This is a genomic window from Dietzia timorensis (assembly GCF_020742175.1).
Lineage (GTDB): Bacteria > Actinomycetota > Actinomycetes > Mycobacteriales > Mycobacteriaceae > Dietzia > Dietzia timorensis_A.
In genome coordinates this window covers 1-3,441 of the sequence record NZ_DYXM01000083.1, presented here as the reverse complement: position 1 = coordinate 3,441, position 3,441 = coordinate 1, and the positions used below count along the sequence as shown (strand labels likewise).

Below are 3,441 nucleotides of genomic sequence, written 5' to 3'. Positions count from 1 at the left end.
CTCTCGGATGTGACGTGGTGGCGATGGCGTCATACTCGAAAGTTCAATATCGAGCGATTCATTGCAAGTGACTTCACTCGTCACACTTGGGCACGGTTGTGGTGGCGCGACGTTCAGGTGTCACATGACATGTCGGTACTCAAGTTCCTCGGCGAGCGCAACACAAACCAATTCCTCGAGCGTCGGGATTCAGTCGGGTCGAGCCGGGAACTGATCTCATCGCTGACAAAGAGCTTGGAAAATTACCGAAGTGCGGACACGCGCGCACCGCAAGAGCTCGTCCGGGATGCCACGGCACGAACGCTTCGGCAAATGGCTTTGATCGATGATTCTGCCCTGGATCAAATCGATCGGAGTACATGGACCAATGAGATCGTGGAGGCCAGCGCAACCGCGATCGGGTTCGAGCAATGACGGCTCGCCGGCGGTGTAGCTTCGAACTGTCGTGCCCATCCTATAGCCTGTGAAGTTATGAAGGGGACGATCACAACGCTCGACTTGTTCGCCGGGGCCGGCGGTCTATCGCGCGGTCTTCATGCGGCGTCGGAGCGATTCATCGTCGATACCGCCGTGGAGTTGGATAGGGATGCGGCGGCGACATTCGAACTGGCGTTCCCGGAGGCCGAAGTGCATGCTCAGTCGATAGAGGACTGGCTAGCCGAAGGAGAGATTCGAGAAGTTGACGTAGTCGTCGGGGGTCCTCCATGCCAGGGGTTCTCCGCCCTCGGCAAGCAGGACGTTCGGGACGAGCGAAATGCACTCTGGCGCAGGTACGTTGAAGCCGTTAAGGCGTCGAACGCCAGGTACTTCATCATCGAAAACGTTCCACAATTCCTTAAATCCCCGCAATTCGACCTCTTTCGGGAAGAAATCGAATCCGGCGATCTACAGGATTACGCATTTGATGTGGAAATTCTCGACGCGTCGGATTACGGCGCCGCGCAGAAGAGGAAACGAGCGATAGTCCTGGGCTGGCGACGGGATGTGCCCAGGATCGAATTCCCGGTCATCACGCACCGAGAGAAGCCGATCACAGTCCGAGAGGTCCTCGAGGATGTTCGCAACGAGGTGGACAGAATCGATCTGCCACCACAACGATGCAAAGTCGACGGCCGTAATACCCCCGGACCGTTTCGACTCGACGAACTCCATCTGACCCGTCGATACACGGACTTGTCGCTAGATCGCTTCTCTTACATCAAGGAAGGGGGAAACCGTTTCCAGATTCCCGAAGAACTCCTGTCTGCGTGCTGGCGTAAGCACAAATCGGGTTCGGGCGATGTAATGGGCAGGCTGAATTGGGACCAGCCGTCGGTGACCATTCGGACCGAGTTTTTCAAGCCCGAAAAGGGGCGATACCTCCATCCGACCGAAAACCGGGCGATCACCCATCTCGAAGCCGGTCTGCTTCAAGGGTTTGGGCCGGAATCACTCTGGGTAGGAAGCAAGACCTCGATTGCCAGGCAGATCGGCAATGCGGTACCCGTCGCTCTCGGCGCTGCAATCGGGGAAAAGATCATCAAAGCGATGGATTCCGGAATCGATTCGGACAATGACACGGTCGATGAGGTCCGCGGCATCGACGGGAGCGACGTGCTCCCAGATCCGGAGGACCGTCCAGCCGCGTGAGGCCAGTTCGGATGCGAGTCGGATATCGCGGTCCCGATTACCGGCGATCTTGCTTTTCCACCACCCGGCGTTGCTGCGCGGTGACGTGCCATGGAGTGGGCAACCGTGCCAGAAACAACCGTCAACAAACACCGCAAGCCGGCGAGACTTCCACGCAATATCGGCCCGTGTCCGAATGGTGGCGTCGGGGCGGACATCTAGGCGAAATCGACGGCCACGAGCGTGAAGTTCCCGGCGGATGGCGAGCTCGCACGCTGTATCTCTAGTCTTCTGCCTCCGCATTCGCTCGCTGGTTCGCGGATCTGTGGGAATTGGAAACTGGAACCTTCGATAATTTCAGCGACCGGCGCGGACTAGCGGCGAGCCGCGGCGAGGCGCTCGGACCGCAGGCGCTCCTGCGCCGGCACATCGACCGGATCCAGCGCATCCACGCCGAGAGCCCGAGAAAGCAGCAGATCCGCGAGCTGGGGATTGCGCGAGAGCGCAGGACCGTGCATGTACGTCGCGATTATGCTGCCTTGAACTACGCCCTCTCCGCCGTCATCGGCGGGGCCCTCGCCACCGGCGACGCCGTTACCCGTCCCGGCGGTGACACGGCCGAGCGGGGCCGCGTCGGGGCCGAGCTTCGTGGCGCCCATATGGTTCTCGAAGCCGAGGAGCGGCTCGGTGAGGCCGTCCAGCAGGGGAGTGGACGCGACCTCGCCGATCGAGCGGGTCTTCTGCGGCAGCGTAGTGACATCGAGCAGGCCGAGGCCGGGCACGCGCGAACCATCGGCGATCGCGAACCATTCGCCGAAAATCTGCATACCTGCGCAGATCGCGAGGACCGGGGTGCCCTTCGCGACAGCGGACTGCACCCCGCGCGAATCGCTCAGGTGCTTCGTCGCGAGCACCTGCGCGGCATCCTCACCGCCGCCGACGGCATAAATATCGCAGGAATCCGGGACCGGATCGTCGAGCGTGATGCGCACGATCTCGGCATCGTATCCGCGCCAGCGCAACCGCTGCCGCAGGATCAGCGCGTTACCGTCGTCGCCGTAGGTGCCCATCACGTCGGGGAGGATCAACCCGATCCGAACCGTCGAATCGCTCGTGCTCATTACTTGCCTCCCTTGCGTTCGCCGATCGCGCGACCGAGATCGCGGAAGGCCGTGTAGTTGGCGAGGACCTCGACCCGGCCCGGCGGGCACGCGGCGATCGCCTCGAGCGGGGCGTCGATCAGCGTGTGCTTGACCCCCGCGTAGGTGAGCCGCACCGACAGGTCCGCGCCGCGCTCGCCGGACGCGAAGACCTCGAGCTCGGAGAACGACTCGAACTGCACGTCCCACAGCCACGACAGGTCCACGCCGTCGGCGACCTGGCCGTTGACGGCGATGACGAGGCCCTCTGCGGACTTGTCGATCATCGACAGCGCCTCCTGCCAGCCCGCGGGATTCTTCGCGAGCAGCAGATGCGCCTCCTGCTCGCCGAGGGTGACCGTGGAATAGCGGCCGGCGACGTCAGACACCTTCCCGACCGCCTCGACCGCGCGTTGCGGATCGGCGCCCATCGCCACGGCGCCCGCGACGGCCTGCGCCGCGTTGCCGCGGTTCGCACGGCCGGGCAGCGCCAGTTCCATCGGCGCGGAGAACCCGTCCGGCCCGTGGATGTGGGTGTCGTCGACCCACCACGCGGGCGTCGGGCGCTCGAAGCGGGCGCCGCCGGGCATGGTGGCGGTCGCGTGCCAATGCATCTCGGTGGCGCCGGAGACACCCGGCTCGGTGGAGCGGACCACCGCGGAACCGGTACGCGGACAACTCACCGAGTCGCCCG

The 3,441-nt window shown here is 63.3% G+C and carries 3 protein-coding genes and 2 pseudogenes; 2 read left to right on the top strand and 3 right to left on the bottom strand.

The genetic code is table 11. The features are described from left to right. Window positions 1-414 (top strand): annotated as a pseudogene (locus tag K8V11_RS04575) (hypothetical protein); the annotation flags it as partial. Window positions 415-471: 57 nt separating this feature from the next. Next, window positions 472-1,629: a DNA cytosine methyltransferase gene (locus K8V11_RS04570; RefSeq protein ID WP_303911222.1), complete on the top strand. Its 1,158-nt coding sequence runs from the start codon at window positions 472-474 to the stop codon at window positions 1,627-1,629. A gap of 24 nt (window positions 1,630-1,653) precedes the next feature. Here K8V11_RS04570 and K8V11_RS04565 read toward each other — a convergent pair. The 3 genes and pseudogenes from K8V11_RS04565 to K8V11_RS04555 all read right to left on the bottom strand — a co-directional run. Further along, window positions 1,654-1,941, bottom strand: a pseudogene (locus tag K8V11_RS04565) (very short patch repair endonuclease); the annotation flags it as partial. A 41-nt stretch (window positions 1,942-1,982) separates the two neighbouring features. Beyond that, window positions 1,983-2,729, bottom strand: coding sequence for a type 1 glutamine amidotransferase (locus tag K8V11_RS04560; RefSeq protein WP_303911220.1), 747 nt, complete (start codon window positions 2,727-2,729; stop codon window positions 1,983-1,985). Beyond that, a partial coding sequence (locus K8V11_RS04555; protein ID WP_303911218.1) for a Mur ligase family protein occupies window positions 2,729-3,441 on the bottom strand: 713 nt, incomplete at its 5' end. The genes K8V11_RS04560 and K8V11_RS04555, both read right to left, overlap by 1 nt.